The organism is Tardiphaga sp. vice304 (assembly GCF_007018905.1).
Taxonomy (GTDB): Bacteria; Pseudomonadota; Alphaproteobacteria; order Rhizobiales; family Xanthobacteraceae; genus Tardiphaga.
Window position 1 is genome coordinate 4,330,574 of sequence record NZ_CP041402.1, and the last position, 24,011, is coordinate 4,354,584.

22 protein-coding genes and 1 pseudogene are annotated in these 24,011 nt (G+C 62.8%); 7 read left to right on the forward strand and 16 right to left on the reverse strand.

Features of this window, described 5'->3' with window-relative positions:
* Positions 1-16 precede the first annotated feature (16 nt).
* Genes FNL56_RS20600 through FNL56_RS20620 form a run of 5 tightly spaced genes read right to left on the reverse strand, consistent with a single transcriptional unit; the run spans position 17 to position 3,958 of the window.
* A complete protein-coding gene (locus FNL56_RS20600) occupies positions 17-367 on the reverse strand; it encodes a cupin domain-containing protein (RefSeq protein WP_143574814.1) in 351 nt (116 codons plus the stop codon).
* Between the two features lie 5 nt (positions 368-372).
* Entirely contained in the window at positions 373-1,386 is a 1,014-nt protein-coding gene (locus FNL56_RS20605) for a quinone oxidoreductase family protein (RefSeq protein WP_143574815.1), read from the reverse strand.
* Between the two features lie 22 nt (positions 1,387-1,408).
* Positions 1,409-2,296 (reverse strand): 3-keto-5-aminohexanoate cleavage protein, encoded by an 888-nt coding sequence (locus tag FNL56_RS20610; RefSeq protein ID WP_143574816.1) that lies wholly within the window; start codon positions 2,294-2,296, stop codon positions 1,409-1,411.
* Positions 2,297-2,315: 19 nt separating this feature from the next.
* A complete protein-coding gene (locus FNL56_RS20615) occupies positions 2,316-3,062 on the reverse strand; it encodes an SDR family NAD(P)-dependent oxidoreductase (protein WP_143578232.1) in 747 nt (248 codons plus the stop codon).
* 5 nt (positions 3,063-3,067) lie between these two features.
* Complete coding sequence (locus FNL56_RS20620) at positions 3,068-3,958, reverse strand: dioxygenase family protein (RefSeq protein WP_143576293.1); 891 nt, start codon at positions 3,956-3,958, stop codon at positions 3,068-3,070.
* A 102-nt stretch (positions 3,959-4,060) separates the two neighbouring features.
* On the opposite strand from FNL56_RS20620, the gene FNL56_RS20625 reads away from it, so the two are divergent.
* The 4 genes and pseudogenes from FNL56_RS20625 to FNL56_RS20640 form a co-directional block, all read left to right on the forward strand.
* Complete coding sequence (locus tag FNL56_RS20625) at positions 4,061-5,086, forward strand: LacI family DNA-binding transcriptional regulator (RefSeq protein ID WP_143574818.1); 1,026 nt, start codon at positions 4,061-4,063, stop codon at positions 5,084-5,086.
* Positions 5,087-5,296: 210 nt separating this feature from the next.
* Entirely contained in the window at positions 5,297-6,676 is a 1,380-nt protein-coding gene (locus FNL56_RS20630; protein WP_441351240.1) for a caspase family protein, read from the forward strand.
* Positions 6,677-6,702: 26 nt separating this feature from the next.
* Positions 6,703-7,206 (forward strand): hypothetical protein, encoded by a 504-nt coding sequence (locus tag FNL56_RS20635; protein WP_143574819.1) that lies wholly within the window; start codon positions 6,703-6,705, stop codon positions 7,204-7,206.
* 192 nt (positions 7,207-7,398) lie between these two features.
* A pseudogene (locus tag FNL56_RS20640) lies at positions 7,399-8,642 on the forward strand (transposase); the annotation flags it as partial.
* A gap of 319 nt (positions 8,643-8,961) precedes the next feature.
* On the opposite strand, the gene cnbZ reads toward FNL56_RS20640, so the two are convergent.
* The 6 genes from cnbZ to FNL56_RS20670 are packed head-to-tail and all read right to left on the reverse strand — an operon-like array spanning position 8,962 to position 14,256.
* The gene (gene cnbZ / locus FNL56_RS20645; RefSeq protein WP_143582313.1) at positions 8,962-9,717 is read right to left on the reverse strand and encodes a 2-amino-5-chloromuconate deaminase CnbZ; all 756 of its coding nucleotides are present in this window, start codon (positions 9,715-9,717) and stop codon (positions 8,962-8,964) included.
* Positions 9,718-9,743: 26 nt separating this feature from the next.
* The gene (locus FNL56_RS20650) at positions 9,744-10,463 is read right to left on the reverse strand and encodes an ABC transporter ATP-binding protein (protein ID WP_143574821.1); all 720 of its coding nucleotides are present in this window, start codon (positions 10,461-10,463) and stop codon (positions 9,744-9,746) included.
* A gap of 4 nt (positions 10,464-10,467) precedes the next feature.
* Positions 10,468-11,220 carry an ABC transporter ATP-binding protein gene (locus tag FNL56_RS20655; protein WP_143576295.1) on the reverse strand — a complete coding sequence of 251 codons (753 nt, stop codon included), beginning with the start codon at positions 11,218-11,220 and terminating at the stop codon, positions 10,468-10,470.
* Between the two features lies 1 nt (position 11,221).
* The gene (locus FNL56_RS20660; RefSeq protein ID WP_143579179.1) at positions 11,222-12,157 is read right to left on the reverse strand and encodes a branched-chain amino acid ABC transporter permease; all 936 of its coding nucleotides are present in this window, start codon (positions 12,155-12,157) and stop codon (positions 11,222-11,224) included.
* Positions 12,154-13,020: a branched-chain amino acid ABC transporter permease gene (locus FNL56_RS20665; protein ID WP_143574823.1), complete on the reverse strand. Its 867-nt coding sequence runs from the start codon at positions 13,018-13,020 to the stop codon at positions 12,154-12,156. The genes FNL56_RS20660 and FNL56_RS20665 overlap by 4 nt, the downstream gene beginning before the upstream one ends.
* 27 nt (positions 13,021-13,047) lie before the next feature.
* The gene (locus FNL56_RS20670) at positions 13,048-14,256 is read right to left on the reverse strand and encodes an amino acid ABC transporter substrate-binding protein (protein ID WP_143574824.1); all 1,209 of its coding nucleotides are present in this window, start codon (positions 14,254-14,256) and stop codon (positions 13,048-13,050) included.
* Between the two features lie 157 nt (positions 14,257-14,413).
* Here FNL56_RS20670 and FNL56_RS20675 point away from each other — a divergent pair, with 157 nt between their 5' ends.
* Positions 14,414-15,316, forward strand: coding sequence for a LysR family transcriptional regulator (locus tag FNL56_RS20675; protein ID WP_143578234.1), 903 nt, complete (start codon positions 14,414-14,416; stop codon positions 15,314-15,316).
* Between the two features lie 89 nt (positions 15,317-15,405).
* On the opposite strand, the gene FNL56_RS20680 is transcribed toward FNL56_RS20675, so the two are convergent.
* The 5 genes from FNL56_RS20680 to FNL56_RS20700 form a co-directional block, all read right to left on the reverse strand.
* Complete coding sequence (locus FNL56_RS20680) at positions 15,406-17,085, reverse strand: FAD-dependent monooxygenase (RefSeq protein ID WP_143574826.1); 1,680 nt, start codon at positions 17,083-17,085, stop codon at positions 15,406-15,408.
* A 21-nt stretch (positions 17,086-17,106) separates the two neighbouring features.
* Positions 17,107-18,084 carry a Bug family tripartite tricarboxylate transporter substrate binding protein gene (locus tag FNL56_RS20685; RefSeq protein WP_168204684.1) on the reverse strand — a complete coding sequence of 326 codons (978 nt, stop codon included), beginning with the start codon at positions 18,082-18,084 and terminating at the stop codon, positions 17,107-17,109.
* Between the two features lie 54 nt (positions 18,085-18,138).
* On the reverse strand, positions 18,139-19,872 hold the full coding sequence (locus FNL56_RS20690; protein WP_143582315.1) for a thiamine pyrophosphate-requiring protein: 1,734 nt from the start codon (positions 19,870-19,872) through the stop codon (positions 18,139-18,141).
* Positions 19,873-19,941: 69 nt separating this feature from the next.
* Entirely contained in the window at positions 19,942-21,543 is a 1,602-nt protein-coding gene (locus FNL56_RS20695) for an FAD-dependent monooxygenase (protein ID WP_143574829.1), read from the reverse strand.
* An 88-nt stretch (positions 21,544-21,631) separates the two neighbouring features.
* Positions 21,632-22,564, reverse strand: coding sequence for an IclR family transcriptional regulator (locus FNL56_RS20700; RefSeq protein ID WP_246661597.1), 933 nt, complete (start codon positions 22,562-22,564; stop codon positions 21,632-21,634).
* A 65-nt stretch (positions 22,565-22,629) separates the two neighbouring features.
* Here FNL56_RS20700 and FNL56_RS20705 point away from each other — a divergent pair, with 65 nt between their 5' ends.
* On the forward strand, positions 22,630-23,568 hold the full coding sequence (locus tag FNL56_RS20705) for a tripartite tricarboxylate transporter substrate binding protein (RefSeq protein ID WP_210245419.1): 939 nt from the start codon (positions 22,630-22,632) through the stop codon (positions 23,566-23,568).
* A gap of 33 nt (positions 23,569-23,601) precedes the next feature.
* Positions 23,602-23,973 carry an FAD-dependent oxidoreductase gene (locus FNL56_RS20710; RefSeq protein ID WP_143582317.1) on the forward strand — a complete coding sequence of 124 codons (372 nt, stop codon included), beginning with the start codon at positions 23,602-23,604 and terminating at the stop codon, positions 23,971-23,973.
* Positions 23,974-24,011: the final 38 nt, after the last annotated feature.

Sequence of the window (24,011 nt, forward strand, 5' to 3'; positions counted from 1 at the left end):
TTGATGAGCCGGGCCTTTAGCCTCTGGCGGTCGACGGCAACGGCATTGCAAGCAACACCACTGCCGGGCGTTTCGTCTCGTTGCGCAGCGCCCTGGTCTCGTTCGGGGCGATGCGGCAGGAATCCCAGGTGCCAAGTACGGCGCGGCCGTCCGGCGTCTCGAACGTTACTTCGCCTTCGAGCACGACGTAGAACTTTTCCTCCGGCGAGGCGGACGGCACGATCTCGCCGCCCGGCAGGATCTGGCTCATGCCGAGCCACATCACATCGGCGGGGCCGGCCTCGCGGCCCTGCAGCCGAAACATCCGGACGTCGTTGTGGCCGGGCGCCTCGTAGCGCGGCGCATCGTTCAGGCGGACGACATGCATGGGCGTTATCCGTTCGGCTTGAAGATGAGGCGATCGCGCGACGAGCCGAGCGCCGCCACATAGGCCTCCGCCGCGCGCTGCAGCGGGAAGATCGCGTCCGGCTTGATCGGGAACGGCTTCAGCGCGCCGCTGGCGAAACCTGGCACCAGGTCGCGCAGGATCTCGGCCGCATCGGGCGACGACAGCGACAGCGAGTCGACGCCGTAGAACGTGTGCTTGCCGCGATAGAAGGCGAAGATATCGAACGGCACGGTGGCCCGGGTGGAGGCGATGAATATCTGCCGGCCGAGATGCGCCAGCGATTTGGTGCCGGCCTCGTAATAGGGTTCGCCGACCGTATTGTAGACGATGTCGGCGCCGTGCCCCCCGGTCAGTTCGCGCACCGTCGCGGCGACGTCGACCCGGGAGGAATCCACGACGGTGACCTCGCCATGGGCATGGCCCGCATAGGGCTCGTCCTTGCGCACGACGCCGATCACCCTTGCGCCCTGCCATGACGCGATCTGCGCGGCAGCCTGCCCGACCTTGCCGTTGAGGCCGAGGATCAACACCGTCTCGCCCGGCTTCGGCATGCCGGTGCGGCGAAAACCTTCCTGGGCGGTGACGAACGGCACACCGATGCCGGCCGCTTCCGCAAGACTTATGTTTTCGGGCTTCTCGACCAAAGCCTGCGCCTCGACCACGAGGTGCGTGGCGTGGGTGCCGTCACGCTTGATGCCGAGTTCGCCGGAGGAGCCAAACACCTGCTTGCCGAGCAGACCCTCGGGCCCCGCCACGACGATGCCGGCGAAATCGCGCCCCGGGGTGCGCGGAAATACCGCGTGGGGCATGAAGCCGATCGCCGCCTTGGCATCGGACGGGTTGATGGCGGCGGCCCGGACCTCGACGATCGCATCGGTCGCGCGACTTCGGGTCAGCGTGACCTGCTCGACCGTGGGGGCGACGTTTTCGATACGCTCGGCCTTGGCGGCAAGCCGGACGCAGGTGGCGGTGATTGAGTTGCTATCATTGGAAGTCATGCGATATCCCGACGGTGCGATGTCATGCGGCCTGGGCCGGCAGGTCGAACAGCGCGCGCGCCTCTGCGGGCGTGGCGATCTGGGCGCCGAGCTCCTCGATGATACGGCGCGCCTTCTCGACCATGGCGGCGTTCGACGGCGCAAGCACTCCGCGCTCGAGATAGACGCCGTCCTCGATGCCGGTGCGGGCGTGGCCACCGGCCAGCACCGACTGTGCGACCATCGGGAAGGTCGAGCGGCCGATGCCGATCGCGGTGAAATGCGCGCCGGCCGGCAGCAGGCCGCGGGCATAGAGCACGGTTTCCGGCGACGGCTGGAAGCCGTACTTCACGCCCATCACGAAGGACGTGAGCGCCGGACCGCCCAGCGTCCCGTCGGCAAGCAGGTCGTGCAGCAAGGCGATATCTCCGGAATCGAACAGTTCGATCTCGGGCTTGACGCCAGCCTCGCGAATGACCTTTGCCATGCGGCGCACGTTGCCCGGCGTGTTGATGACGACCTGGGCGCCGGAGTTCATGGTGTTGAGGTCAAGCGTGCAGATGTCCGGTTTCAGCGCAGCGATATGCGCGACGCGCTCTTCGGGGTTCATCAGCGTCGTGCCGGCATCCGCAACCTTCGGATCGTCTTTTGACGGCACGAAGCGGCCGCCGGGTCCGGTCGTGATGTTGAGGATCAGGCTGCGGTTGCGCGCGCGGATGCGGGCCACGACGTCCTGGTAATATTCGAGTTTCATCGACGGCGCGCCGGAGCCGGGCTCCCGCACATGGATATGCGCGACGGCAGCACCGGCCTCCGCCGCCCCGAGACAGGCTTCGGCGATCTCTTCCGGCGTGATCGGCAGATGCGGGGTCTGGTCCGGCCGGGTCAGGTTGCCGGTCACTGCGCAGGTGATGACGATTTTGTCGAGCATCGGTCGCATCATTAATTCCTCACAGGGCCCGGCCGCCGTCGACGACGATCAGCGAGCCGGTTGAATAGGTCAAATGGGTGGCGCAGGCCGAAATGGCGCGGCCGACATCCTCGGCCGTCGCGACGCGCTTCAGCGGGATGGTGGGCGCGACTTTCTCCAGAGCTGCCGCATCGCGGCCCGGCACAAAGTCGGTGGCGACCACGCCGGGCGAAACCGACATCACGCGCACCGCAGGCGCCAGGGCCCGCGCCAGCGATTTGGTCATCGTATCGATGCCGGCCTTGATCGCTGCATAAGCGAGATTGGAGCCAACGCCGCTCAGCCCGGCGATCGAGGAGACGTTCACGATCAGGCCGTCGCCGGACGCCTTGAGCAGCGGCGCGAATGCCCGGATCGCGGCGAACTGGCCGCGCCAGTTCACCTTGAACATGTCGTCGATGAACTCGTCCGTCAGCGCGTCGAGATCGCCGATCGGGATCGGGCGCGTATAGCCGGCGGTATTGACGAGGATATCGCAGCGCCCGAGCGTGCGCTCGACGTCCGCCGCGAGCGCGTTCAGGCTCGAACTGTCTTCCACGACCGCGCGCCGCGCAAGATGACCGGTGCCCGGCAGCGTCGCCAATAGCGCAGTGGCGGCAGCTTCGCCGGAGCGCCACGTCACCACCACGGTCGCGCCTTCGGCAGCCAGCGCCTGTGCCGCTGCCGCGCCAATGCCGCCGGAGCCGCCGATCACGACCGCCGTCTTGCCAGAAAGTATCTTTGTCATTGAATTCACTTGATCGGGGGGCGGGGAAGCACGGCTTCGCCGGGCTCCATCGTGAAGGTGTAGGCGAGGTTGTACCATTCGCCGGTGACGTCCACCGCGGGCGACGCGCCCTCGCCTTTGCGGAAATCGCCGATCAGCGCACGCGTCACGCCGAACACCACATCGCTCTCGAGATGCTCGTCATCGTCGACGAATATCTGGGTGATCAGCGTCTTGAAGCCGGGCTTGTAGGCCAGCACATGAAGATGCGCCGGGCGGTACGGATGGCGAAGCTGCGCGCGCAGCAGATCGCCGGTCGGACCGTGCGTCGGGACGGGATAGCCGGCGGGCTTGACCGAGCGGAACGCGAAGCGGCCTTCGGCATCGGTGTCGAACACGCCGCGCAGGTTCATGTCGGCCTGGTCCGCGTCCTGGTTTTCGTACATGCCGGCGGGCGAGGCCTGCCAGACATCGACACGCACGCCCGGCACCGGTGTGCCCTGCGCGTCACGGATGCGGCCCTCGAAAAACAGCGCCGGACCCGGCGTGGGCGAGCGGACGATCGAGCCGCCATTCGCCGTCGGCGGTGCATTCGCGCGCCAGAACGGGCCGAGCAGCGCCGCGGCGGTTTCGGTAGCGCCATCCTGGCCGTTGTTCAGTAAGCAGACCAGTGTCGAAAGCCCGACCGCATCACTGAACAGCACGCCTTCGTTGTGGCTATCATTCGTCGCCTGGCCAATGCGATTGAGAAAATCGATCGCGAACTCGAATTCTGCTTCGGTCAATTTCACGTCGCGGGCGAAGGCATGCAGGTGGGTGACAAAGGATGCCATGACGGTACGCAACCGCTCACTGGGCGCGCGGTCCATCGCCGCGAGCACGACATCCGTCACGTCCTGCTGACGCGCGATGATCATGAAGCCTCCCTGGTATTTACGTGCAAAACTGGATGTGCAATCGATTGCACAGAAGGTAATGCAATCGATTGCACGCGTCAAGCCCGTCCGGTACAAGTGGTCATGGCAACAGCACCGACCATCAAGGATGTCGCGCGCGAGGTTGGGGTGCATCCGTCAACGGTGTCGCGAGCGCTGGATCCTGCGCGGAGGGCGCGACTTGGCGAGCCCGTCGTTCGACGCGTCCTCGAGGCGGCGGAACGGCTTGGCTATCGTCCCGATACGGTCGCCGCCAGCCTGCGCAGCGGGCGCTCCAAGCTGATCGGCATCATCGTCCCGGACATCGCCAACCCCGTCTTTTCGCCGATCATCAGCGGGCTGGAGCGCGCGCTGTCTTCGCGTGGCTATGCGCTGATCGTCGCCGACCAATCGGCCGAGCGCAGCGACGGCAATATCGACATCATCCAGATGCTGGCGGCCCGCCGGGTCGACGGGCTGGTGCTGGCAAACGTCGCCTTGAAAGACGACGCGGTCGAGCGTTGTCTTCGCCGCCAGGTGCCCGTCGTGCTGGTCAATCGCGCTGAGCAGGAAGCCCGCGTTCCTTCCGTCGTGTCCGACGATATCGCGGGCATGCAGCTTGCGACCGAGCATCTCGTCGGCCTCGGTCATCGCCGCATCGTGCACATTGCCGGGCCGCAGTCGCTGTCGACAGGATTGCTGCGCCGGCGCGGCTTCGTCGAGGCGATGCATGCGGCCGGCCTGGAGATGAGCGACGCCGACATCGAGGAGGCCGACGCCTTCACCCGCGAGGCCGGACTTACGGCGGCGCGCATCCTGTTGGCAAGGCGACCCGAGGCGACCGCCGTCGTCGCCGCCAACGATCTGCTCGCGCTTGGCGTCTACGAAGCGCTACGCGAGCAAGGCCGCCATTGTCCGGAAGACATGTCTGTTATCGGGCATAATGACATGCCCCTGGTCGATCTGGTCGATCCGCCGCTCTCGACGATCCGGATCAGCCATCGCGAGATGGGCGAGCGCACGGCGGAACTGCTTATCGATCTGATCAACGGCATTCATCTGCAAGCGCCGCAGCTCGTGACCCGACCGCTTTTGATCGCGCGAAGCTCGACCCGGCCGCTGCAGCGCTGAGCGCCGGCCTTCCGGGCGTCGACGCTTGACCGCTTTCTGCCACTCGGAAGGTGGCTCCGAAATCCACGCTTGAGAGTGTTCGCCTGGATAGTGCAGCTGCGCGCGTCGAGGTGGTCGGCCAGATCGGCGCAACGAATGAAAGTTGCGTCTCACACCAATTGCGCTTCACGCGATCCCGGCTAGGATGGTCCCCATTGCAAGGTGAGGACCATGGACCATTTCGTCCATCGCATGAGATCGCTGGCTCATATTGCCGCGCTGGTGATGGCGGCATTGCTGATGGCAGCCGGTGCGGCACGTGCCGAAAAGCGCATTGCGCTGATCGTCGGCAACGCGGCCTATCAGAGCATCACCCGCCTTGATAATCCCAGAAACGATGCAAAGCTGATGGGCGAGACGCTGACCGCGCTCGGCTTTGCGCTGGTCGGTGACGGCGCGCAACTCGATCTCGACAAGGCGGCGCTGGACTCCGCCGTGCAGAATTTCGGCCGCCAGATCCAGGGCGCCGACGTCGCGCTGTTTTATTATGCCGGACACGGCGTGCAGATCTCCGGCGCCAACTATCTGGTTCCGGTCAATGCCAACCCGACCCGCGAAGCGGACGTCGACTTTCAGATGGTCGACGTCAATCTGGTGCTGCGGCAGATGCAGGGCTCGGGCACCCGGCTCAACATGGTTATCCTCGATGCATGCCGCAACAATCCGTTCGGTGCCCGCGGCCTGCGCGCGGCCGAAGGGGGCCTTGCCCAGATGCGCGCGCCGGAGGGCACACTTATCTCCTACGCCACCCAGCCCGGCAGCGTTGCCCAGGACGGTACCAACGGCAACAGCCCCTATACCAAGGCGCTGGCGACGATGGTGCGCCGGTCCGGGCTCGATATTTTTCAGACCTTCAATCAGGTCGGCCTTGCGGTGAAGCGCGCCACCGGCGGCTTGCAGCAGCCATGGGTGTCGTCGTCACCGATCGACGGCACCTTCTATTTCGTCGCACCGGCGCCCGCCGTGCCGCTGATCGTTCCGGAAAAACCAGTGCAGGAAGCTCGGCTGCCCGACGCGCCCAATATTGATTTCGATCGCCTGCCGGTCACCGATCCCATCAAGCTGACCGAAATCAGCGATCGGCTTTACGAGCTGAATTTCGATCCTGGGCCACTCAACAGCAAGAATGGTATCGCGGTGGCGATCCGTGATTTCCAGCTCAAAGGCAACCTGCCGCCCACCGGCGAGGCGACCGAAGGCCTGCTGCAACGGCTGCGCGGGACCAAGGACTTGAAGCCGTGGGGCTCGATCGTGTTCGACGTCAAGGACAAGAAGTGGGGCATGTCGTGGGATCAGCCGTCGCGCAAGTCGGCAGTCGCCGAGGCTCGCGCCAAATGCGGCACGGCCGCCTGCCCGCTCGAGCTGTCGTTCTTCGGTACAAGTTGCGGCGCCTTCGCGGCGTTGGGCGGCAACTGGTCGCTGGTGCAGCGCTCGACGCTGGCGCAGGCACGCGATGCCGCCATCGATCAGTGCAGCAAGGCTGGTAGATCCTGCCCGGTAGTCGGCGCAATCTGCGCCAACACCGTCAATGGTCCCGACGCAAAATTGTAAGCAAGCCATTTTGGAAAGCCATTGATATGTGCCTTCGATCCGGATTGATGATCTGCGCAGCGCTTATTCTGTCTGGCTGCGCGGCCTTTGCCCAGGGCGCCACCGGCGGCAGCCTTGGCAATGACAACAAGACGTTGTCGGGCTCCTCCCCGGAACCTCGATCGGGAGCGCCTGCGCCCCGCGAACGCTCGGAGCGCCGCGCGCCGCGCAAGGAGACCGCGCCGCGCAACCGTGGCAACGGCGCTGGTGGCGGCGGCGGAAATTTCGACGGCGTCTGGTCGATATCGAGCGCAGGCACCTCCGGCTGTTCCGACACCCTCACGGAACAATTCGTCGTGACGAGCGGAAGGATGATGGGAAAAAACGGTAACGGCAGCGCGGCGGTGAGCGCCAATGGAAGCGTGCGTGGAAGCGGAAACTACAGCGGCATTCGCGTCACCAGCCAGGGCCGCCTCTCCGGCCGTACCGGATCGGGAAGTTTTCAGCGATCCGATGGATGCGCGGGACGCTGGGTCGCAACCAAGCAGTAATAGCCTACGGCAACCCCGCAGGCCATCTCGGCCGGACATGACGGCACTCACACTGCCGCCGCCGCTGCCCCCCTCGCAATCCGTCGTGCGCGCCTACGACCGCTTGGCGCCGATTGTGTTGATTAAGTCTTCGCTTGATAGGCGTCGGCGGCCGTGATTCCATCTTGGTATTGCTTTGCAAGGAGCAGGACGATGATGGGGATGCAGACGGCACCGGCGCAGTTGTTCTACGATTTCTGTCTCGACGACCACATCCCGACGATCACCTGCTTAGGCGCATCGATCAATTTCTCGACCTGGCAAGGGTGCGTACTGAGCTAAAGCCGTTTTACAGCACCATCGGCCGTCCCTCGATCGACCCCGAGTTGATGATGCGGATGCTGATCGTCGGCTACTGCATGGGCATCCGGTCCGAGCGGCGGCTGTGCGAGGAGGTTCACCTCAATCTGGCCTATCGCTGGTTCTGCCGCCTGGGGCTCAACGGCAAGGTGCCGGATCATTCCACGTTCTCGCGCAATCGGCATGGCCTGTTCCGGCAGAGCGATATCCTGCGGCATCTGTTCGAGACGATCGTGGAGCGGTGCATGCAGGAAGGCCTGGTCGGTGGCGAAGGGTTCGCTGTGGACGCAAGCCTCATCGCGGCAGATGCCAACAAGCAGCGCTCTGTTCCCGACGATCGGTGGCGGACCGGTGGCTTCGATGCCGATGCGGGGCGGGCCATTCGCGAGTATCTGGCAACGCTGGACGATGCGGCCTTCGGTGCGGCCAGCGAGGTGAAGCCCAAGTTCGTGTCGCCGGCCGATCCGGCGGCGCAATGGACCGGTGCGCACAAGGGCCACGCCTTCTTCGCCTACGCCACAAATTATCTGATCGACACCGAGAACGCCGTTATTGTTGACGTTGAGGCCAGTCGGGCCATCCGCCAGGCGGAAGTCGGCGCCTCTCGCACTATGATCGATCGAACAGCCCGCCGCGTTGGCCTTAAGCCTCGTCATCTTGCCGCTGACAGCGCATATGGTTCGGCTGCGAACCTGGCATGGCTAGTGAAGGAGCGGCAGATCGAACCGCACATCCCGGTGTTCGACAAGTCCAACCGGACCGACGGCACCTTTTCATGATCCGACTTCGTCTTCGATACCGACCGCAACCACTACACATGTCCGCAGGGAAAGTTGCTGGTCCAGTTCCGGCGGGCCTACACGACACCCCGCTCCGGCATCACTAAGGAAGGAACGCGGCTGTACCGATCGAGCAAGTCGGACTGTCAGGCCTGCGCCCTCAAGGAAAAGTGCAGCCCGAACACGCCGGAGCGCAAAGTGCCGCGTGACCTTCATGAAGATGCGCGCGATGCTGCCCGAGCACTAGCTGACACGCCAGCTTACGAACGCTCCCGGCGTCGCAGGAAGAAGGTCGAGATGCTGTTCGCTCATTTGAAGCTCGACAAATCGGCTACTAAATCAACAATATCCGCCATAGGCGGCCGGACAGTTTCTGAAGCGCAGCCACGCCCTATCTTGCAGATAGGCGATTGCTGACCGCGCGGAGTTGCACCCAGTCCTCAGATTTTCCCACGGGTATTTTCGATCGACATGGTGACGCTAGCTGCGTTCGCATCGACTTCGACGACGTAGACTTTGCTATCAGCCTAATCTGCCGCCATGACAGCGGCCTGCCAGCTGCGCGATGTAGTTCGCCAGCACTCCGGTCACCTCTGCTTGGACCTAAATCATTGAACTTTCCGCCGCTTGAACCGGCTCAGATCTCGACGACGCGCTCGATGTGAACGCGGCGGCAGTCCATCTCGTATTCCAGATCGACCACTGGCGGGCGGTTGAAATGCCAGGTCACGCCATTGCGAAACGCGCCACGGCCGCCGAGTTCGCTCTCCAGCAAGGCGTAGACGTCCTGCACTGTGTAGAGCTGAACGCCGGTGGTCTGATCCCAAGTGCCGGAGAATGCGCTCATGCGGCGCTCCATCTCGTCGAGCACCCATTTTGCCTTCTCCAGCATCGCGGACGGGCTGACATCACCAAGGCGAACGGTGTTGTCGCGATAATCGCCCTTGCCCTCTGCGGACTCACCGCTGCCGGCCACCACGAAGGAATTGGGCGCACCGGCCGCGACGGTCGCAAAGGTGAAGGCATGGAAACCGGGCTCCGACGGCGGATCGATCTTCGGACAGACGTTGCTGCGCGCCACCGGGTTGACGCCGTCCTTCATCACGCCCCACTCCATCAGGGTCTTGATGTAGATCTCGTTGAAATCCTTGAAGCCCTGCTCGGTGAAGGGGGCCGGCGAGCGCAACTCGCAGGCCGCGAACGACGTCAGCGGCCGGCCGGCCTGCTTGATGATGTCCGCGATCATCGCAAAGCCCTGCTTCAGCGGCACCACCTTCGAGAAGCGCACGCGCTCCAGCGTGAAGCCAGGCAGCGCGCCAACACCGCAGGAGTACTGGCTGACGCCCAGCATGAAACGATAGCCGCTATTGGCTGATTCGACGGTCTCAATCATGTTGGCCTCTTTGCAGTGAATGGAGGTTAGTCTTCGAGGACGCCGAGATAGGCGTCGCGAATGATGGGATCAGCCAGCAGTTCGGCGCCCTGCCCGGTGCGCACGATGCGGCCCATATCCATGATGTAGGCGGAATGGCAGAGGTCGAGCGCGGTGGTAACGTCCTGCTCGACCAGCAGGATCGACATGCCCTCGGCATTCAGTCCGCGCAGCGCCGCCACCAGTTGCTCCACCAGCAGAGGCGACAAGCCGAGCGACAATTCGTCGATCATCAGCAGCCGCGGCGCGCTCATCAGGCCTCGGCCGATGGCGCACATTTGCTGCTCGCCGCCGGACAAGGTCGCCGCTGCCTGGTTGCGACGCTCGCGGAGTTTCGGAAACGTGGTGTAGACGCGGTCCAGGTCGCGGTTGATCACGGCGCGGGTAACCGAGCGCGAATAGGAGCCCATCAGCAGATTGTCCTCGATGCTCATGGCGCCGAACAGCCGGCGGCCTTCGGGCACATGCACGATGCCATGCGCGAGGATTTTCCCCGCTGTCGCGGTCGACAGATCCTCGCCCTCGGAAAAGAACTTGCCGGACAGGATCGGGATCAGGCCGGATAGCGCGCGCATCAGGGTGGTCTTGCCGGCACCGTTGGAGCCGATCAGCGCCGTGATCTGACCGGCTCGCACCGCCATGTCGATGCCCCACAACACCTGGATCTCGCCGTAGCCGGCGCGGACCTGGCTGAGTTCAAGGATCATGGGTCTATCCACGGGCGGCGTTCCGTTTTGCATATTGCTGGCCGAGATAGGCGTCGATCACGGCAGGATTCTTGATGACGTCGCGGGGCTGGCCGTCGGCGATCAACTGGCCGTTATGCAGCACGGCAATACGGGTGCAGACGTTGAGCACCACCTTCATGAGATGTTCGATCATCACGATCGTGATGCCTGAGGCGGCGAGCTGATGAATTAGTCTGGTAGCGCGTTCGACCTCAGCGCTGTTCAGGCCGGCATTGACCTCGTCGAGAAACAGCAGCTTCGGCTTCATCGCCAGCGCCTTCGCCAGTTCGAGCCGCTTGCGCATCGCCAGCGTCAGCGTCGCCGCCAACCGGTCGGCCTGCGCCTCAAGGCCGACGAAGGCGAGATGCGCTCGGGCTTCCTCGCGGGCCGATTTCAGGCTCTCGCCGGGCTGCGAAAACAGGGCAGCCGCGGCGACATTGTCGAGCGCGGTGAATTCGGCGAACGGCTGCACGATCTGGAAGGTGCGCGACAGGCCGAGCCGCGCCGCCTGGTAGGTCTTGATCTTCGTGATGTCGCGGCCGTCGAAGGTGACGATGCCGGAGCTGGCCGGCGTGACGCCGCAGATGGTATTGACCAGCGTGGTCTTCCCGGCCCCGTTCGGGCCGATCAGGCCGAGCACTTCGCCCTTGGTAACGGAGATCGACACGTCGCTCAGCGCCTTCAGTCCGCTGAAGTTTCGCGAGACGTTGCTCAGGTGCAGGATTTCGTGGGGCATCTCAGACATGCTTTGCCTTCCGCCAGAACATGCCTCGCCGCAGCGAGATCAGGCCATGCGGCAGGAACAGCAGTAGGATGATGATAAGCACGCCAAGCACGCCGGAATGGATCTGGATGTAGTTGCGCCACACGACCTCCTCGAGACCGAGATAGAGAAACGCGCCGCACACCACGCCAAACGGCGAGCCGAGCCCACCCATCAGCGCCATCACGATCGGCTTCACCGAATACAGGATGTCGAATACGTCCGACGGATCGATGTAGTGCACCCAGGCCGCATAAATACCGCCGGCACAGCTTACGAAACAGGCAGAGAGACCGAAGGCGATACTCTTGTAGAGCGTGGCGTTGAGGCCGACCATGTTGGACGCTGTCTCGTTCTGCCGGATACAGCTCAGGCCGAAGCCGAGTTTGGAAGCGGCGATCACGATGACGACCAAGGCCGTGAGCACCAGCAGGCCCCACATCGCGTAGAAGAAGAAGGTCGCGTCGGCGAGAATACCGGCGCCGGAGGTGAGCGGGATGTTCAGCCCCATGCCGCCGCCGGTCAGGTCGGTGGCGTTGTTGACCAGTTCGCGGAACACCTCGACCAAAGAGAGGCTGGCGATGGCGAAGTAGTGCCCGCGCAGCCGCAACAGCACGGCGCCGAGCGCCCCAGCCAGCAGGAACGACGCCACCAGCGTGGCTACCAATGCGACGGTCAGCGGCATACCCTTGTTGAGCAGGATGCCAGTTGCATAGGCGCCAACGCCGAAGAATGCCGCGGTGGCGAAGGACGGATAACCCGCAAAGCCGCCGACGATGTTCCACGACAACGCGAACACCGCGTACATGCAGGCGATGGTGCCGAGCCGCAGCGCATAGGCACCGCCGAACAGCGGCAGCGAGGCGACGCAGGCGATCAGCAGCAGAAGGGCGATACTGATCCGGGTCATTCGAAACCCTTTCGGCCAAGCAAGCCTTGCGGGCGAACGACAAGGAAGACGATCAGCAACACGAAGGACAACGTGGTCGCATGCGCCGGGCCGAGATAGACCGAGCCGATGCCCTCTACCAGCGCCAGCAGCAGGCCGCCCGCCAGCGCACCGGACACCGAGCCCAGCCCGCCGAGTACGCAGACGACGAACGCCTTGCCTAGATAAGCCGACGAGGTCAGCGGCGAGATCGGGAAGATAAGTGCCATCAGCACGCCGGCGCAGCCGGCCAGCGCGGCGCCGAGCCCGAAGGCGATGGCATAAATAGATTTGAAGTCGACGCCCATAAGCACCGCGGCGTCCCGGTCGAGCCGCACGGCGACGATGGCGCGGCCGACTTTGGAACGGCGCAGCAGCAGATAGAGCAGCACGGTCAGCGCCAGCGCCGAGGCCGTAGCGATCAGGCGATCGACGGGGACGACCACATCGAACAGCGAGATCGAGCCGGTCGGCGGGCTGAGCGTCAGTTTGCGGTAATCAGCCTTGAAGTAATAGATCATCGCATTGTTGAGGATCAGGTCGAGGCCGAAAGTCAGCGTCAGCGTCACCAGCACCGGGGCGGAGATCACGCGATTGAGCAGCAGCCGCTGCAGCAGGTAGCCAAAGGCAAAGAACAAAGGTGCTGCGAACAGCAGCGCGTACCACGGCGAGATCCCCGCCCATTGATAGGCGCCCCACGCCAGATAGGCGCCGAGCACGATGAACGAGCCGTGGATCAGGTTGATGACGTTGAGTACGCCCCAAACCAGAGAAAAGCCGATCGCGATACAGGCATAGAGGCAGCCCAGCACCAAAGCGTTGATCAGGACCTGGACTGCCAGCATGTCGATTCCTCAGGGCGAATTCGGCGCTTAGTTCACGCCTAGCTTGAATTCGCCCTGCTTGATGGCATCCGGGAACAGCACTACCGGCTTGCCGCCCTGGATCTGGAAGACCGGCGGCTCGAGGGAATTGATCTGGCCGTTGCTACCAAATTTCACCGGCCCCCAGAAGGTCACGACGTCCATCTTGGCGAGTTCATCGCGCACCTTATCGCGGTCGAGCGATCCGGCACGTTCGATTGCCATCTGAAACAGAGCACCGCAAACGGCCGCCGAAGCGTGCGCATAGTCCGGCTCGAGCTTGTACTTGTCCTTGAACAGCTTCACAAAATTGGCGGTGGTACCGAAGATGTCCTTGCCGGCATATTGCTCGGCCGGATGCCACCACGACGCGCTGGAAATGTTCTCCGCGCTCTGACCTGCCGATTCGATAAACTCCTGATAGGCCGGCCCCGCGATCATGGTGACAACGCCGGCCTTCATCTGCTGATCGACCATCTGCTTGCGGATCAGCAATAGATCGTTGGTGTAGCCGGTGATGAAGATCCATTGCGGCGACAGCGATTTGATCTGCGACAGCGTCGCGGAATGATCGAGCGTGTTGATCGCATATTTCTCGGAATAAACGACTTCCAGCCCGTTGGCCTTAGCCGATTTTTCCATTTCCTGCGCAATCGCGAGCGGGAAAAGGTCGTTGCGCGCGAGAATGGCGACCTTCTTGACGTCCGGAGCCTTGGCCTTGACCAACTGCGTCAGTGGCGTGGTCAGAGTGTCATTAGGCGTGAAAGTGCCGAACAGATATTTGTAATTCTGGTCGTACACCTGCGAGGAAGACGCGGTCGCGGCCAGCATCGGCATCTTGTATTTTTCGGCGATCGTGCTGGCGGCCTTGGCGGCTCCCGAGCCGAACGGGCCGAACATGAAATTCACCTTATCCTGCGTAATCATCTGCTCGGTAGCCTGCACCGAACGCGGGGTGTTGGACTGGTAATCCGAGTAGACGATCTCGACCTTGTATTTCTTGCCGCCGACGTCGATGCCGCCGGCCTTGTTGGCCTGTTCGGCCCAGAGATCGTAGCCCTGCTGCTGCTTGACGGCTTCCGGCGCCAGCGGCCCGGTGATCGGCAACGGCGCGCCGAAGCGGATGACGTCCTGGGCGGAAGCCAGGGATGAAGCGCCGAGGCTGGCGATCGCCAGCAGCAGCGAGCCTGAGATGCGGACGAGCCAGGGACGATACATCCATATTCTCCATCAAGGACGGGTGGGCGTGTCTGGCAAAAGCATTGCAAATCCAGATTTCCAATAAAAGCATTGAATTTCGACGCAAGCGGACTGAAAATCAGAACGCTAGTCAACTGCTGCTGGAATATGGGGCAGCCGAACCAAGGCGTAGCTCATGATCGAATCCACTGCCGTACGCTATTTCCGGATGGTCACCGAGTGCGGTTCGATCAAGCAGGCCGCTGCTTCGCTGCGGATCGCGCCGTCAGCGATCAGCCGGCAGGTCCAGGGGCTGGAGGAAGAGCTGTCGGTGAAGCTGTTCGAGCGCGGCGCGCGCGGCATGAACCTGACCGACGCTGGCCACGTGCTGTACCGCTACGCCGTCGAGAACCGCACCCAGCTCGACGGCCTGCGCAGCCGAGTCGAAGAATTCGACTCGCTGCGCCGCGGCCAGGTCAAGATCGCCACCGTCGAGGGTATGCTGGCGAGCTTCCTGCCGGACTTCTTTGTTGGCCTTTCGCGCGATTATCCGGGGATTTCGATGTCCGTAACTGCGGTTCGATCGCGCGACGTTGCCGAGATGGTCGGCCAGAACGAGGTCGATCTCGGCCTGATCTTTGGCCGCGCGCCGCGGCGCGACCTGATCGAGCTGGCACGGATGCGGCAGTCGGTGCACCTGATCGTGGCGCCAGAGCATGCCTTGGCAGGCCGGACATCGTGCAGCATGAACGATCTCGCCGGGCTGCGCGTGGTGGTACCCGATCCGTCGTTCGGCATTCGGCAGGAGCTCGACAAGGCCTGCGCGCAGGCCAGTGTGCACCTCGAGGTCTGCAATGAAACCAATTCACTGGCTTTCGCGCAGACCGTCGTGGCGCGCACCGAACTCGCGACCTTCCTGCCGCGCGACACGGCGATGCCCTCGATCAAGGCCGGCACGCTGGTCGCGATCCCGCTGCGCGACAAGCGGCTCGAAGCGACGCAGGTCACGCTGGTGCAGCTGGCCGCGCGCACTGCCTCGCCGTCGACGCGGCTGGTCGCTGAGCGGCTGATCGCAAAGATGAAGGAAGCGGAAGATTGAGATCGCTTGGCAGCATCCGCGAGGCCTAAACGCTGGGTTACCCTTGATTGGGGCCTACGGCCGCTTGGAACAATATCCGCCAACAGCGGTCACTCAGTAGCGTGACTCGTTCCTGCTCCTCGGATAGCATTGACGAGCGCCTCTGGATCCGCAGGGGGCTGATCGCCACGCCAGGCGACGTGCTGGTCTGGGCGGGCCAGCAGGAGCTTTTGCCGGTAAACATCGGGTACACACGCAGCGGATATGTCGAGGAGGTCGATCGGAACGCCCGTTCTGTCCGCCGCTCCAATTAACGCAGTCACATCCACGGTTGGATCGAAGCGCAACAGGGTGTAGCCGTGACCAAACGCATCATATAGCGATTGCCCGTCAGCGAGCATGAAATGCGGTACGCGGGCGCCCGGTACGGTGGACGGCGTGAATTCGCCCATGGCGTAAGGCGGAGCAGGCTCGTCGTCGTAAAGTATCAACGGTGATCGTTCGTAATAGTAACCGAAATTGAGACCTGCACAGCAATATTGCTGAACGTTGAGATCGTAGGTCGATCTCGCGATCGAGGCGCGATAAGCATCGGCCTCCGGCCCTTCTGCGTCGATCTGGGACGAGATTGCTCCACGGGCTTTGGTCATGGCATGGGCGTGGTTCATCGCGAAATGCGACACCTGTTCAGTGATCGGCAGCCGTTCGGCTTCGTAAGCTGCAAGAATCTCCTCGGCGCCCCAGCCCGCAAGGCGCGCCGCCAAGAGCCACGCCAGGTTCGCAGCGTCGGCGATCCCTGCATTCATGCCATAACCGGCATAAGGCACCCAAAGATGGGCGGAGTCGCCGCAGATGAAGACGCGGTCGCGCCGCAGGCGGTCGGCGATCAGCCGGCGACCGATCCAGTCCTCCTTGCTCAGGAGATCGTACGCAAATGTTCCGTCGACGCCGAGAACAGTGCGGATCGCCTGGTCACGATCGACAGCGTCGAAGTCAGTCAAGCCGGGTTTGAGATAGACGTGAACCAGCCAGGTCTCTTTGCCGTCGATTGCATAGACGTTGCCCGACTGTTGCGGATTGAGCGAGAAGGAGGCCCAGGCTGGCACGCCGCCATTATCAAGCAACATCGACAGCAGGCTTGGCGCACGAATATAGCTAGACTGAACATACTGAAGGGCCGCGTCGCCGCTCAACGTCGCGCCGATGGCCTTCCGGACCCCGGAGCGGCCGCCATCACAGCCCACCAGGTAGGTGCAGGCGATCTCAACCACCCTGCCCTGCGTGTCCGTCGCGCGCGCCAGCACGCCCTGTTCAGATTGCGCAAAATCCGTCAGCGTGGTCGCTGAAAGGATCTGCGCATTCGACATCGCTTCGAGATGCGCAAACAGCACCGGCTCCAGATAAATCTGGTTGATTCGATGCGGCGGCTCCGCGGTCGGCCACTCAGTGTCGGGGCCGCCTTTGGCGGTATAGCGGTTCGCGCGGCAAGGAATCGGAATCCGCGTAATCTCACGTCCGAGAAAAGCGGTGCGATAGGCGATGTCGTTGGGATAATCCGCAGGCAGACCGGCGTCGCGCACTTTTCCGGCGACGCGAAGCCTACGGAAGATCTCCATCGATCGCGCCGACACGTGGTTCGACTTCACGCTCGGCGGTTCACCGCGGGAGCGGCTTTCGACGACGATCACCTTGACGCCACGCCACGCCAGATCGATCGCGAGCGTGAGCCCGACCGGTCCCGCGCCAACAACCACGACGTCAGCTTTCAGACGAATACGATCGTCGCTCATGACCGGCCCTCTGCTTTAAAGCTATTGCGTCAACCTGATGTTCCCGGCGCGCGCCACTGCAACCCAGCGGTCGATGTCAGCGGCGATGATCCGGGTGAATTCCGCGGACGTGCTGCCGACGGAATCGATGCTCAGGATCTTGAGACGCGCGACCACGTCCGGCATCCGCGCGATTCGGACGAATTCGTCCTGCAGCTTCTTGACGATGGCAGGTGGCGTTGCTTTCGGCGCGAAGACCCCACTCCACAGCACGGCCTCGAAGTCCACGCCGGCTTCTTTCATCGTCGGCACATCGGGAAGTTCCGCAATCCGTTTGGGCGCGGCGACCGCAAGTGCGCGCGCCTCGCCTCCGGTGACCTGGCCCATCACCGGGCCGGCATCGGCGATGCTCGCCATGACGTCACCGGCGATCACGGCCGTGACGCTTTCATTGGCACCCTTGTAGGGAATCATCTCCATCGGCGCGCCAGTTTTCTGCTTAAAGAGTTCGGTCGCAAGCTGGAAGGCAGCAGACGACGACGAATAATTCGCCTTCCCAGGGTTAGCTTTTGCATAAGTCACCAGATCAGCGACGGACTTGAACGGCGAAGACGCCTTGACGATCAGCATCAGCGGAAACGAGCCCAGTTCCGAGATCGGAGCGAAATCGCGCAGCGTGTCGTAATTGAGCTTCTCATATACGGCGGGATTTATGACCATCGCGCCGCTCGCACCTATCAGCAGCGTATAGCCATCGGGCGCGGATCGCGCGACGAATTCGGTGGCGATAACTGCGCCGGCGCCCGGCTTGTTTTCGACGATGACAGGCTGACCGAGGCTCTCCGACAACCTTTGCCCGACTACGCGGGCGATGATGTCGTTGCCGCCGCCGGCGGTGAAGCCGACGACGAGGCGTATCGGGCGATTCGGATAGCCGCTCGCCTCATCCGATGCTCCGGCGATCGTAACAGGCGATGCGAGAACTAGGCACAACAACGCGGCAATAGATCCGGCTCTCATGTTATCCTCCCGATTGATCATAAAATCTGAAAGGCTCTGACGGCCGCTTGCCCCTCAAAGCGGGGTGATTTCGACGTGCAACACGGCGGCGCGACCGCCATCAACAACGGCGAGACAACGATCGATTGCACCCGCCAGTACTTCCGGATCTCTCACATGCTCGCCATGGGCGCCAAACGCCCGCGCAACCTCGGAAAAACTTCGCCGTTCGTCCTGCCGTCCAGAACGCAATCGCGATTGGAAGTTGTTGCCGGCAGCCGCGGCGCCCTTGGGATAGACACGCTGCACGGACGACTTCACGGCCTGCCAGCCGCCATTGTCGAGCACGACGGTGAAGATCGGAAGTTGGTATTGCTGCGCGACGGCATAGACCGAATCCGGCGAAGAAAAGTGGAAGCCACCGTCGCCGATGATCTGGACAATGCGCCGGGTTGGCTGCGCGAGCTTCAGCCCGAGCGCCATACCGCCTGAAAAGCCTAGGCCACCGCCAGCGAGACCTACATAGCTCTTCGGAGTCGTGCGAACGATCTGCTCCTGCACAATTGGGCCATTGCGGATCGCCTCGTTAATGACGACGTCCTGCGATGACAGTTTATCGTTCAGCGCGGCAAGAACATAGGCCGCGCTGAGGCTGCCCACCGTTCCTTGCGCCGCGGCGGCGGATTTGCTCTTGGCCGCGCGGGCAGCGCGGGCGTCGTCCCAGCTCGCCATCCGTTTCGCAACCGTCTTGCGATAGGTGTCGTCCGCCAGCGACTGCACGCGTTCGAGCACTTGGAGCAAGACCGCAGCGCAGTCAGCCTGGATGCGCAGATCTGTCGGAAAACCCCACATAGGAAAATCCGCCTTGAGCGGATCTTCATCGACCTGAATCCAGTAAATCTCGGCAAAGCGCCTAGCGTATTGCGGAATGAACGGCACGTCGGTATCGAGCAGAAAACCTAGATCGGCGTCGTCGAGAACGGGTTGCGGATCAAAGCCGGCGAAACACGGCGACGCCTGCGAAATGTTGAAGTCGATCGAATTGAATTCGACGACACGGATACCGCAGGCGAGCGCAAGCGCTTCAAGATTTTTCACGGCTTCAATCTTGCGTCCAAGATAGGCGGTGATCGCGATCGGCTTATTGGCCGCCATCAAGCGGCGTGCGATCTTATCAATGCGTTCCGGATCGATGCCGCCGAGTTCGACGCTGCCGTAGCGCGCGGACGCGTAGGTCGGCATCTGCTCGGTATCCCACTCTTCCGCCAGCGTCTCGCGCGGCAGCATCATGTAGACGGGTCCAGGGGGCGCGCTCTGCATGAAAGCGCTGGCGCGCGCCAGCGCCTCCTTCACGACGACGCCCGACGGAAGCGAGTACTCCCATTTGACGTAGGGACGGACGATACTGGCAATGTCGAACGTATCCTGCACGAAGTGCACATATGTATCGCGCGATCCCGGCAACTCGCCATGCAGCGTGAACGGCGCGCGGCCTGCGAACAGCATCACCGGAAGCCGATAGCGGAACAGATTCTGGATCGCCATGCAGGCATTGGCGGTGCCGGCATCGACATGCACGAAAACGGCCTGGCCCCGTCCGGTCGCGAGCGCGTAACCGCCCGCCATATGCACCGCGACGATCTCATGCGGGCAGAGAATGACCTCGGGATGCTGGCGGCCCTCAGCGTCCCAGCGCGCAATCTCCTCGATCAGCGAGACATGGTCGGTACCCAGATTGGCGAATATATATTCGACGCCGAGGTCGACGAGCCCTTCAAGGAAAAAATGCGCAGCGCTGTGACGGCTCATTCCTTGGTACTCCCCTTTAGATTCGCGCCGTGTTCCCGGCGTCGTCGTGTCGGTCGCAATCGCGTTCGTTCAGCCAGTATTGCCGATCGCCCGTTGCAACACGTCTCGGGCATCACTCGACGCATCATTCGTGCTGAACGCAACGAATTGATCGGGCCGCACCAGGATCAGGCTTGCGTTGTAATGCGCTTGCGCCGCGTCGCTTGGCTCCGTCACGATCTTCAACGGCACGCGGCACGCGTCTGCAGCCGACTTGAATTTCGTCACGAATTCCGGAACGGCACCGAGATCGATCAGCGTGAAACCCGTTCCCAGTTCGTCATAGACGTCGCGGCCCGAAGCCATGCGATATGGCGCCAGATGATGCCCCGCACGTGCAACGAATTCATGGGCGCCAATGGCGCTCGGCGAGCGGCCGTGCGCCCCAGTTACAAGGGGTGATCCCTCATAGTTAGGCTCGAACGACTGCACCTCCGAGCGGGCGCCGGACGACCGCGCCTGCCATTCGGCCTCGAAAGCCGCTTTGTCAGTTGCGGGATCATAAGCGGCAAGAAAATCGCGGTCGCTCTCGATCGCCTTCTCGATGAAGTCGCGTGCGGTCGACACGAATACCGGGCGCCGCTCGCTATCATAGCTGTCCAGCAATGCCGGGCCGGCCCAGCCCTGCAGGACGGCCGTCAGTTTCCATCCGAGATTGGCGGCGTCTTCGAGGCCGGTATTGATGCCATAGCCGCCATATGGCGGATGGCTGTGGGCGGCGTCACCGGCAACGAACACGCGGCCGTTGCGGTAGCGGTCGGCGGTCGCGACGCGCAGCTCCCAGAAACCGACATGATCGAACGCGACGTCAAACTCCGCGCCGACCGCCTCATAAAGCAGCGCGCGGAAATCGAAGTTGTCCTTGGTGGTGCCCATCGGCACCGGCGCGTGGAAGAACCACGTCGTGCCGAGATCGACACGGCCGAAAAAGCGCCAATAGCCTTTCAGATCGGGATGCAGAACATTGTAAAACGACTTGTTCGGGTAGCGTTCGAGCAGTTTGTGCAGCCCTTCGGAACGGAACACGAGAAGCACCATCAACCGATCGTGATCCGATTTGGTCTGGGTGATGCCGCTCGCATCCCGGACAAATGAGCGGCTGCCGTCGCAACCGATAACATACTCCGCCTGCAGTTGGCGCGTATCCCCGGTCCCTCGTCCGCGGAGCACAACTGCGACGCCATCCTCGTCCTGTGTCACGGACTCGGCACTCCAGCCATACAGCGTCTCAACCGAGGATAGCTCGCTGAGCCGCTTGCGCAAAACGGCCTCGGTTGCATATTGCGGCAACCGCTCATTGTCTGTGAAATAGAAAGGGCGCACCAATTCCCGCTGGAGCCAGTCGTGGCGGTAATCGCTAAGCAGCGTGCCATAGGCGGTCATGCCGCCGATGCCGTAGTCACGCGGGATCGTGCGCGCTGCCCGCAGCGCCGGCTCGGCGCCCCAGAAATGAAAGTGCTCCAGCGTCCGCTGGGTCAGGTTCTGACCTTTCGGAATCGGCTGCGGGCTCTCGTATTTCTCGATCAGGGCGCATCGCACGCCGCGCTGTCCCAGATCGATGGCCAGTCCAAGGCCGACCGGCCCTCCCCCGACAATGATCACCCGAGGTGAAGACAATGTCCCGACCGTCATTCCTCGCCTGCCCACTTCTTGAACCCGTTGCCGTCAAGGGATAACAGCGACAAACTGAAGTCAATGATAATCTTACATTGTGAGATTTCTATGGATTTTGAGTCTGGCCGTAGGTCGAAGACATCTCCGTGGCGACCGCTTTGACATCGTAGGCAATGCGGTCAATACCGGCGCCGTCCACCATTCCTCCTGCGATCGTCACGCAGATGCTGGCGATCGGTGCCCCGCGGTCGTCGAGGACCGGCGCGGCGATGCCGACGGCGCCTGCGGTGACTTCACCGAACGCGACCGCATATCCCGCCTTTCGCACGCGCTTCATGCTCTGGCGGACCTCTTCGACAGTCATGCCGAGTCCGACGGACCGCAGGTCGTCGAGATTCTGCTCGATCAGCGGCACCAGGCGCGCGCGCGGCAGATACGCCATGATCGAACGTGCGATCGCTCCGCGGCCGAGTGGCATCGGGCGGCCACGCGGATAGGAACTGACGAGGTTCTTTGCGGACGTTTCGGACACCACACACAGGATCTTGTTTCCGTACCAGCGCAAGATCATGGCATTGCAGGCGTAGCGCGCCGTCAGCGCTTTCAGATGCGGCTGCCCCGACAGCACAAGCGCGTCCGATCGCCGGGCGAGATAGTCCATCTCGACGACCTTCGGCCCCAGCGTCACCCCAGCATTTCGCGACGACATCAGAAGGCCGGCATCCTTGAGGATTTTCAGGTATCGATAGAGCGTGGGGCGGCTATAGCCGAGATGCGCCATTAGATCCTCGGACGTCCACTCCAGTCGCTGCTCCGAGAATACCTCGAGGACGGCGAGTACCCGTTCCAGACTGTTGCTTGGTTTCATGCCGCGAGACGCATCATCGGTCCGCTCCTGTCCGGTGCCGGTGGCAGCGCGCAGGGCAGATACTTTTTCCGAATGATCATAATCAACCTTGAACTGGCCAACAGGATAAGCGCATAATATCAAAAATCTCACCATAAGAGACTTTGTCATTTTTTGCCAGCCGGGGATCATCGGCGGCCATGACAACGAGGAAACGCATGTCCGCAAGACATTCACGTCGCACGATACTCGGGCTCATGGCCCTGACGCCCCTCGCGGTCAGGCCAGGCTTTGCTCAGGGGTCGTCGCAGCAACCCATCCGCCTCAATGTGCCGTTTTCACCGGGCACGGGTCCTGACCTGCTCGCGCGCCTACTCAGCGAGGAGCTACGCCAACGCTGGAATCAGCCGGTGATTGTCGAGAACAAGGCAGGCGCCAGCGGCAATATTGGCACCGACGCTGCGGCCCGCGCGGCGCCGGATGGCCAGTCCTTGCTGGTGACGGTCAATACATTCGTGATGAATGCGAGCCTCTATCGTGCGCTTCCCTATGATCCCGAGAAAAGTTTTGCGCCGATCGCGGAGATCGCAACCGGAGCGCTCGCATTGGTCGTGCATCCCTCGCTCAACGTCACCACGCTTGCCGAACTTGTTGCGCGAGCGCGCGGCAAACCGGGCGAGATCAACTACGCATCACCCGGCCGCGGCACGCCGCAACATCTGGCCATGGAACTGTTCAAGCTGACGGCGCAGGTCAAGCTGACGCATATTCCATATCCGGGTTCAGCTGGCGCCGTGAAGGATCTTGCGGGCGGGCATGTGTCGGCCATGTTTCTACCGATACACACCGCGCTGCCTCTCGCAGAAGGCGGACAGATCCGCATCCTCGCCTTTGGCAGCAAGTCGCGCGCGCCACAGGCGCCGAAGGTGCCGACACTTGCGGAGGAGGGCGTTGCCGATTTCGACGTCGATCTGTGGTACGGCGTCCTCGCTCCCGCTGGTACGCCGAAGGCGATCATCGACCGCTACAATGCCGAGTTCAACAGGATACTGAACCAGCCGAACGTGAAGGAGCTTCTCGATAAGCAGGGCCTGATCGCCCGCGGCGGGCCACCGAATCAGTTGGCGGCGCTGATCGCGAGGGATCGCCAGCGCTGGGCCAAGGTCGTCAAGGATGCCGAGATCACCTCGGGATAGTCTAATCCGGCCGCAGTCACAGGATACCCGATCATGATGAGGCGAGTCTTGATTGCGGGAGCTGGCATCGCAGGGCTTTGCACCGCGATTGCGCTGATGCAGCGCGGACTTCGCGTCACTATCTGCGAGCAGGAAGAAACATTACGCGCGACCGGCGCTGGCGTGCAGATCAGTCCGAACGGAACGCGGGTGCTCGCATCCCTCGGCGTACTCGACGCGCTGCGTCGCCTTGCTGTCGAGCCGACGGCCAAGACGATTCGCCTGTGGAACAGCGGCGAGACCTGGTCGCTCTTCGACCTCGGGGCCATGTCTGTCGCCGAATATGGCTTTCCCTATTTGATGGTCCATCGCGGCGACCTGTGTAGCGCGACAATCAGGATGAGAATCCCGCGACAATCAGGATGAGAATGCGCCGCTGCTGGGGTGACGAAGGGAGGGCGTAG

Coding starts and splice junctions, on each gene's coding strand:
- FNL56_RS20695 (WP_143574829.1), bottom strand. CDS start 21,543: ATGACGGTCGGGACATTGTCTTCACCTCGGGTGATCATTGTCGGGGGA.
- FNL56_RS20680 (WP_143574826.1), bottom strand. CDS start 17,085: ATGAGCGACGATCGTATTCGTCTGAAAGCTGACGTCGTGGTTGTTGGC.
- FNL56_RS20620 (WP_143576293.1), bottom strand. CDS start 3,958: ATGATCATCGCGCGTCAGCAGGACGTGACGGATGTCGTGCTCGCGGCG.
- FNL56_RS20600 (WP_143574814.1), bottom strand. CDS start 367: ATGCATGTCGTCCGCCTGAACGATGCGCCGCGCTACGAGGCGCCCGGC.
- FNL56_RS20660 (WP_143579179.1), bottom strand. CDS start 12,157: ATGACCCGGATCAGTATCGCCCTTCTGCTGCTGATCGCCTGCGTCGCC.
- FNL56_RS20690 (WP_143582315.1), bottom strand. CDS start 19,872: ATGAGCCGTCACAGCGCTGCGCATTTTTTCCTTGAAGGGCTCGTCGAC.
- FNL56_RS20655 (WP_143576295.1), bottom strand. CDS start 11,220: ATGCCCCACGAAATCCTGCACCTGAGCAACGTCTCGCGAAACTTCAGC.
- FNL56_RS20705 (WP_210245419.1), top strand. CDS start 22,630: ATGGCCCTGACGCCCCTCGCGGTCAGGCCAGGCTTTGCTCAGGGGTCG.
- FNL56_RS20710 (WP_143582317.1), top strand. CDS start 23,602: ATGATGAGGCGAGTCTTGATTGCGGGAGCTGGCATCGCAGGGCTTTGC.
- FNL56_RS20625 (WP_143574818.1), top strand. CDS start 4,061: ATGGCAACAGCACCGACCATCAAGGATGTCGCGCGCGAGGTTGGGGTG.
- FNL56_RS20635 (WP_143574819.1), top strand. CDS start 6,703: ATGTGCCTTCGATCCGGATTGATGATCTGCGCAGCGCTTATTCTGTCT.
- FNL56_RS20605 (WP_143574815.1), bottom strand. CDS start 1,386: ATGACTTCCAATGATAGCAACTCAATCACCGCCACCTGCGTCCGGCTT.
- FNL56_RS20630 (WP_441351240.1), top strand. CDS start 5,297: ATGGACCATTTCGTCCATCGCATGAGATCGCTGGCTCATATTGCCGCG.
- FNL56_RS20685 (WP_168204684.1), bottom strand. CDS start 18,084: ATGAGAGCCGGATCTATTGCCGCGTTGTTGTGCCTAGTTCTCGCATCG.
- FNL56_RS20670 (WP_143574824.1), bottom strand. CDS start 14,256: ATGTATCGTCCCTGGCTCGTCCGCATCTCAGGCTCGCTGCTGCTGGCG.
- FNL56_RS20665 (WP_143574823.1), bottom strand. CDS start 13,020: ATGCTGGCAGTCCAGGTCCTGATCAACGCTTTGGTGCTGGGCTGCCTC.
- cnbZ (WP_143582313.1), bottom strand. CDS start 9,717: ATGATTGAGACCGTCGAATCAGCCAATAGCGGCTATCGTTTCATGCTG.
- FNL56_RS20650 (WP_143574821.1), bottom strand. CDS start 10,463: ATGATCCTTGAACTCAGCCAGGTCCGCGCCGGCTACGGCGAGATCCAG.
- FNL56_RS20615 (WP_143578232.1), bottom strand. CDS start 3,062: ATGACAAAGATACTTTCTGGCAAGACGGCGGTCGTGATCGGCGGCTCC.
- FNL56_RS20610 (WP_143574816.1), bottom strand. CDS start 2,296: ATGCTCGACAAAATCGTCATCACCTGCGCAGTGACCGGCAACCTGACC.
- FNL56_RS20675 (WP_143578234.1), top strand. CDS start 14,414: ATGATCGAATCCACTGCCGTACGCTATTTCCGGATGGTCACCGAGTGC.
- FNL56_RS20700 (WP_246661597.1), bottom strand. CDS start 22,564: ATGATCCCCGGCTGGCAAAAAATGACAAAGTCTCTTATGGTGAGATTT.